Below are 6,740 nucleotides of genomic sequence, written 5' to 3'. Positions count from 1 at the left end.
CGCGGGATGTCAGACCTTGTACCCGTGGTGACGGCGCACGAGCTTGCTGAACATGAGGAGCGTCTGCAGCACGGTCACCACACCGACGATGGGCCATCCGACCCACAGGATCGACGACTGCGCGACCGGGCCGAGGATGCTCCAGATCGCGGCCGACGCGATCAGCACCGCGATCAGGAGGATCGCCGGCACCCAGTAGCCCAGCGAGCCGCCGCCGCGTTCCGCTTTGGCCTGCATGGCCCAGTTGTCGACCTTCTTCTTCGAGAGGAAGCGGCTCCAGGAACGGAGGAAGTGGCCGATGCGNCACCCACATGAACATCTCCGCCGGCAAGAACAGCACCGCGAAGAGCACGTCGCGGTTGTCGCAGTACTTCATCGTGCGCGCGATGCGCAGGTTCAGCAGCATGGCGACCACGGGCGGGATGAGCCAGAACGCCGAGAACACGAACGCGTTGATCGACAGCGACGCGGCGAGCAGCGTGATGAACGCGACGCGCACGAACAGGTTCGTCAGCATGCCGAAGTTCTCGAACCAGCGCAGGCGCAGGTTGGGGTGGAAGGGCNCCTGCTGCGCGTCGTAGCCGCGCAGCGTCGTCATGCCGCCCACGTACGCGCGCGCGTACGGGCTGATCTTGGTCAGGTAGCCGGCGCTCTTGATCTGCAGCGAGAGGAGCGAGTCCTCGACCTCGCTGTCCTTCACCCACGGCGTCGACTGGTGGTTGGCCTTCATCGCGTCGCGGAGGGCGTTCGTCGAGAAGATCGAGAACTGACCGCCCAGCACCGCCATGTTGCGTCCGCGCAGCAGGTTCTGCAGGTTGAAGGCGGCGAACTGAGTGCGCTGACCGGCGATGAGGAACTTCGCCAGCAGGCCCTTGATCGGCCGGTCGTCGATCGTGTAGATCGCCGAGATGCCGCCGATGCGGGAGTCGCCCATCGCCTCGGTCTCGAGGTACTCGACCGCCTTCGGGTGGGCGATCGTGTCGCCGTCGACGCCCAGGAGGAAGTCGCAGCCCTCGACGAGCGAGTAGCCGTAGTTGAGGGCGCCCACCTTCTTGTCGGGGTTCTTGCCGATGTCGTGCACGAACACCTCGGTGAACTGCTCGCCCAGGTCGGTCGTGATCTCGTGGGGTCCCGCGTACTCCGCGGCGATCTTCGCCGTCTGGTCGGTCGTGTTGTTGATCACGACGTGGATGACATCGGGCACGCGCGTCTGCGAGAGGAGACCCTCGATGACGTCGGCGATCGACTCCTCCTCGTTGTACGCCGGGATGACGCAGCCGATCGTGGAGCGGCGCGTCTGGCCGTCCTCGAGCACGGCGGTGAAGTCCTCGGAGAACTGGTCGGCTCCGTACGAGGCGTCGGCCGGGTAGCCCGGTGCCGGTGCGTAGCTGGGCGCGCCGTAGGCGGGTGCTCCGTNCGGGTCGTAACCGGTCACAGCGGTCGACTGTGGCGCGGGCGTGGGCCGGTACTCAGCCAACGGGACCTCTTTCTCGCGATGGGGGAATGCACGACTCACGCCGTGTAAAACCCATCATGCCCCGCGATCCGCAAGGTCGGGAGGGCCTGCGGGCACGGAAATCAGAGACTTTCCGCAAGATTTCCGCAAGACGCCGAGGTGGGGCATCCGCGCTCGCGTTCCTCTGCCGCCGTCTAGGGCGGGCTATTGGTGGAAGATCGCGATCGGAACCGCCTCATACACCGACTGCTGGCCGAACGAGGTGTCGGTGTTCGCCTGCCCCTCGACCCACACGTTCATCGTGAACGACAGGGTGAGCCCGTACGTGTCGCCGGGGAGCTGGTGGATCACCGTGTCGGGAACGAGGAACCCGCCCTGGTAGGTGTTCAGCAGCAGACCCTTGTCGGAGCGGAGCGTGTCGCTCGGCACCATCGTGCGCGGGTCGGCGCTGAACTGGAACGGAGACTGCACCTGTCCGGAGGTCTGCGCGGTCTGCGACGAGATCGTGATGGACGAGAGGTAGACGCTGCGCTTCTGCGCGAGCACGGCCTTGTCGTCGACGCGCTTGTCGTAGACGTTCACCGCGAACCCGAAGTGCTTGTCGTTGCTCGGCGTCCACTCCTGCGTCTTCTTCGGGTCCTGAGCCCAGACGTTGAGCTCCAGCACCAGGCTGTCGGCGAGGTCCGTGTCGAGCTGCACCGAGCCGTCGCTCGTGAACACCGAGTTGTAGAGCAGCGACGCCGACGGGCTCGAGGAGGGTCCGGCGGTCGGCACGACGGTCGTGGCGCTGCGACCGGACAGCGCGTTGATCGCATCGACGATCTGCGCGCACCCCGTCGCGGAGGCGACCACGATGGCGGAGAGGGCGACCACGACGGCCAGCCGAGTGGAGCGACGCAACGAACGACCCATGACACTCCCTAGCTCTCGGACCGTGGGGATGGGGATCGCGGGCTCCCGGGCGAGGAGATCGCAACCACGCTCGGGACGAATCGTGCGGCACCGCCCCGGGCGTCACGAGTATACGCAATGGCCATGGCTACACTCGACCACATGTCCGCTGGGGACGGTGAACCCGATCGCCGCCTGAGGGCGCCTGTCGGCGCGCCTCGGGTCGTGGCTGGTGCGCGGACGCGCTCGATCTGGCAGACGCAGCTGCTGCTGGGCGCGGTGGTACTCGTCGTGGTGCTGGTCATGCTGGCCCTGCAGCCCGCCCAGTTCTCGACGGGCACATTCGCGATCGGCGCGGGCGGGGTCATCGGCCTCACGGTCGTCACGCTGGTGTTCCCCTGGCATCGGGTGGGCCGGCCGATCGTCGTGCTCGTCCCGTTCCTCGACATCCTCGCGATCGGGGTCATGCAGTGGGATGCGGGCTTCGCGCTCGACTTCCTGTGGGCGTTCCCCGTCGTCTGGCTGGGGTCCTTCTTCTCGATCTGGGCGATCATGCTCGGTGTCGGCGGGATCGGCGCGACGATGCTGCTGTCCGCGATGCTCACCGACGCCGACAGCCGCACGATGGTCGCCTACATCGTGGCCTTCCTCTCGCTCGCCTTCCTGGCGCTCGCCACCTCGATCAGCGCACGCCAGACCCGCGCGTTCAAGCAGCTGCTGCGGCGCCAGACCGCGAAGCTGCAGGACTCGCTGCACGGGGTCTCGGCGCAGCGGCGCCGTGTCTCGCAGATGTTCAACGCCCTCGACATCGGGGTGGCGCGTCTGTCGGCACGCGGCCAGGTGCTCGCCCTCAACGAGACCCTCGTGCGTCTGTACGGCCTCGACCCCGAGGACATCGATCAGCCGNCCCGCGCGCGCCGCGGCGAGACCCTCGACGACGAGCGCGTGTGGCTGTTCGACGGCGAGGGTGAATGGCGAGCGTTGAGCGTCTCGACCCGCGTGCTCCCGGCGGGTCTCGACGAGGACACAACGATCCTCTACCTCGTGCACGACGTCACCGCGCTCATCGAATCGGAGCGCGCGCGGGAGAAGCTCGCCACCGTGGTCTCGCACGAGCTGCGCAACCCCCTCACCGTGATCGCCGGGCACACCGAGCTCGCCCTCGACGAGGTCGACGATGCGCCCCAGCTCGCCGAGCACCTGCGCGTCATCTCGGGCGCGGCCACCCGGATGGATGCGCTCATCGCCGAGCTGCTGACCTACGCCCGCGGCGGATTCTCGGCCGAGCCGGTGTGGTCGGCGGTCGACCTGACCGAGCTGCTGCGTCTGTCGCTGGAGTCGTTCGCCCCGACGGCGGAGGCGCGCGGGGTGCGGCTGACCGCCGACATCGAGAGCGGGCTGCTCGTCGACGGCGATGCGTTCCGGCTGCGCCAGGTCATCGACAACGTGCTCAGCAATGCGATCAAGTACACCGGCGCCGACGGGTCGGTGCGGCTCGTGGCGCGCACCGTCGAGCACTCCGCGCTCATCGAGGTCTCGGACACGGGCATGGGCATCGACGCCGACGACCTCGGGCACGTGTTCGAGCCGTACTTCCGTGCCCGCTCCGCGCAGGACAGCGGGGTCGGGGGCACGGGGCTCGGCATGGGGATCGTGCGGGAGATCCTGGTCGCCCATCGCGGCGAGATCGGTCTCGAGAGCACCGTGGGCAAGGGCACGCTGGTGCGCATGCGTATCCCGCTCTCCGACGCCTGGGTGCTCATATGAACGACCCCGTCGCCTACGGACTCGCCGTCGGCCAGGCCACCCTCGCGACGCTCGCACTCGTGCTGATGACGGGCCTCGGCTACGTGCGTCGTCCCCATCCCGCGACGCTGCAGTGGATGCTGGTCTTCGTCGCGGGAGCGGCGGGCGTCTACCTCGGGATGTACGCCGAGAGTGCCGGTGAGGAGTCGCTGCGGCGGCTCTCGCTCGGCATCTCCCTCGGTGCGGGCATCTTCATCTGGTCGGGGCTGCGCTCGTGGCGCGGCGTGCGCTCGGGCTGGGCCGTGCCCGTGCTCTACGTGGTGCTCGCGGCATCCGTGCTCGCGGTCGTGCCCGACGAGTGGTTCGGCCTCGCGTTCGCCGCCGCCTACGCCGTCTCAGGGGTGTTCGCGCTGCTGAGCATCATCGAGCTTCGCCGCATTCCCGAACGTGCCGATGGGATGCTGCTCCCGCTCGCCCTCATCTCCGGCGCCGTGACCGTCGTCGCCGCAGGCAACCTCGTGCACAGCATCATCGCCCGCCCGCGTGGCCCCGAGGACCTCGGCATCCTGCGGGTGCTCGACAGCGTCGGCGCGATGATCTACATCGTCTGCGCCCTGGTGACGCTGCTGTGGCTCGCGGTCGGGCGCGGGGCCGCGGCATCCGGTGTCCCGACGGGGCTCGCCGCGTTCATCGCCGGCGGCGGCGACAAGCTCGCGCGGGCGGCCGACCGGGGCGAGCGGGCCTGGTCGGTGCTCTCCATCCGCCTCGACGACGTCGACGACCTGCGGATCGCCGCCGGAGGCAGCCTGTTCTGGCGCATCGTCGATACGGTCGAACGCGATGTGCGCGCGAGCATCCCGAGCGAGGCCGACATCGCGGTCTCCTCGCCCGGGCACCTCTACGTGCTGCTGATGCGCCCGCCGATCGCGATCGAGTCGGCGCTCGACGACCTGCGCGCACAGGTGTCGCGTCTCGACACGTCGCGACCGCTCGCCGTGCAGCTGTCGGTCAGTGTCGGATGGTCGAGCGTGGACGCCTCGGGCTACGACATGGAAGCGTTGCTGCGCGATGCCCGCGCGGGTGCCGCACGGGCATCGGCCGACGGCGGCGACCGATGGGTCCGCGTGACGGAACCGGTGGCCTGACTCAGCCCTGCGCGATGGCGACCGAGAGCAGGTCGCTGCCCGTCTGCTTCGCGTACTCGCTCGAGGTCGGCGTCGTCTGCACGAGGAAGTCGTAGGTGAACTGGATCTGCACCGAGGTCGCTCCCTGCGGGACCTCGCCGATGGTGAAGGTCTGGGAGTAGCTGTACGGCGAGAGCGCGAGGTAGCCCGGCGGAACCGTCGACGTGTCCGACTGCGGGCTCAGCGCGGGGAACGTCTCGCCGTTCGAGCCCTGCGGGATCGCGGTCATGGTCGCCGACTGCAGATAGACCTTCTGGCCGTCGTTCGGGTCGACGGTCGTGGTCAGCGACAGCGAGATCGGCTTGAGCGCCCCGGCCTTCCAGCGGTCCATCGACAGTGTCGACCAGTAGTTGACGGTGGCCGTCACCGAACCGCTCTTCACCGTGCGCTGCGTCGAGCCGCTCGAGAGGTCGTTGGACACCGGCGTCGGCACGGCCGACGGCGTCGTCATCGTGGGGGAGGGCGTGCTGTTCTGCTGGCCGGCCCACGGTGCGATGCCGCAGCCCGTGAGCCCCGCGGCCAGAGTCAGGGCGATCATCGCCCCGGTCGCACGTCGAGCCGTCGCCTGCACGGTGTCCCCTCTCCGCGACGGTGCTGCCGTCGCGGGGCCAGTCTATGCGGCGCCGCGGCGCGCTCAGCCGTTGTCGAGGTCGCACGCGCCGGCGCACAGCACCCCGGCGAGCTCGCGGAGCGCCCCGAGCCGCTTCAGCTGCTGGCGTTCGGCGTCGGCGCGGGACAGGCCGTCCTCGACCGCCCCGGCGAAGATGCGCCCGCCGGCTCCGCCGGGGTGGATCTGATCGCCCGCGAGAAGGTCGACGTGCGGCGAGATCGCATCGTACCAGTCGGCGAGCGAGACGCCCGGATGCTGGCGCGCGAACGCGCGCAGCTCGTCGTTGACGCCGGGGATCCATGATCGCGGCGCGAACGCGTTGACGAGCACGACGGCACGGTCGGGTCCGGCGATCCGCACGATCTCGTCGAGGGTGTTCTGGCTGATCGCGCCGTTCGTGCCGAGTCCGATGACGATGTAGGGACGCAGCTCCCCGTCGGCGGCGAGCTGCGAGAGGATGCCCGGCGCGGCGTACATCGAACGGGAGACCTTCGCGTCGACGGAGATGCCGGGGAACGTCGCCATGAGGCTCGGCGCAGAGGCGAGCATCACGCTGTCGCCGATCGCGGTGATCTGACTGCCCGGGATCGGCGGGCTCGTCGCGGCCGCGCTCGGGGCGACCGGGGAGACCGTCGCCGCGGCGGGATCGGCGCCCGCGGGTGCGCTCGCGCCGGGCGTCGGGGTGCCCGCGTCGACGGCGGCTTCGCCGGCGGCGATCGCGTCGGCGGCGCTGGAGCGCGTCGGTGCGACGGCGACCGCGGTGGATGTCGCCGCCACGAGTGCGACCGTGACCACGACGCCGAGTGCCGCCCCCGCCCGCCGCCATGCGGTGCCCCTCAGCGCGCGGCCCCAT

The 6,740-nt window shown here is 69.6% G+C and carries 6 protein-coding genes; 2 read left to right on the top strand and 4 right to left on the bottom strand.

The genetic code is table 11. The annotated features are described in order from the left end of the window. Positions 1–564: 564 nt before the first annotated feature. Both ASG00_RS15950 and ASG00_RS00385 read right to left on the bottom strand, forming a co-directional pair. A partial coding sequence (locus ASG00_RS15950; protein ID WP_235559002.1) for a glycosyltransferase family 2 protein occupies positions 565–1,315 on the bottom strand: 751 nt, incomplete at its 3' end. 345 nt (positions 1,316–1,660) lie between these two features. Next, on the bottom strand, positions 1,661–2,329 hold the full coding sequence (locus tag ASG00_RS00385) for a fructose 1,6-bisphosphatase (protein WP_235558998.1): 669 nt from the start codon (positions 2,327–2,329) through the stop codon (positions 1,661–1,663). A 963-nt stretch (positions 2,330–3,292) separates the two neighbouring features. Between ASG00_RS00385 and ASG00_RS18790 the strand changes: the two genes are divergently transcribed. After that, the gene (locus ASG00_RS18790) at positions 3,293–4,114 is read left to right on the top strand and encodes a sensor histidine kinase (RefSeq protein ID WP_442922554.1); all 822 of its coding nucleotides are present in this window, start codon (positions 3,293–3,295) and stop codon (positions 4,112–4,114) included. Then, positions 4,111–5,238 carry a hypothetical protein gene (locus ASG00_RS00375; protein WP_056206076.1) on the top strand — a complete coding sequence of 376 codons (1,128 nt, stop codon included), beginning with the start codon at positions 4,111–4,113 and terminating at the stop codon, positions 5,236–5,238. Before ASG00_RS18790 ends, ASG00_RS00375 begins: the two co-directional genes overlap by 4 nt. A 1-nt stretch (position 5,239) precedes the next feature. Here the strand turns inward: ASG00_RS00375 and ASG00_RS00370 are convergent, their stop codons facing one another. Beyond that, on the bottom strand, positions 5,240–5,815 hold the full coding sequence (locus ASG00_RS00370; protein ID WP_045246296.1) for a hypothetical protein: 576 nt from the start codon (positions 5,813–5,815) through the stop codon (positions 5,240–5,242). A 96-nt stretch (positions 5,816–5,911) separates the two neighbouring features. Next, positions 5,912–6,740, bottom strand: an 829-nt coding sequence (locus ASG00_RS00365) for an SGNH/GDSL hydrolase family protein (RefSeq protein ID WP_442922552.1), incomplete at its 5' end; no start/stop codon positions are given.

This window comes from Microbacterium sp. Leaf351 (assembly GCF_001423825.1).
In the GTDB taxonomy this organism is placed as follows: Bacteria; Actinomycetota; Actinomycetes; order Actinomycetales; family Microbacteriaceae; genus Microbacterium; species Microbacterium ginsengisoli.
This window is presented reverse-complemented; position numbering and strand designations above follow the sequence as displayed.

What these genes read in the sequence shown, in the direction of transcription:
- ASG00_RS00375 (WP_056206076.1), top strand. Translation starts at nt 4,111, where the DNA reads ATGAACGACCCCGTCGCCTACGGACTCGCCGTCGGCCAGGCCACCCTC.
- ASG00_RS00370 (WP_045246296.1), bottom strand. Translation starts at nt 5,815, where the DNA reads ATGATCGCCCTGACTCTGGCCGCGGGGCTCACGGGCTGCGGCATCGCA.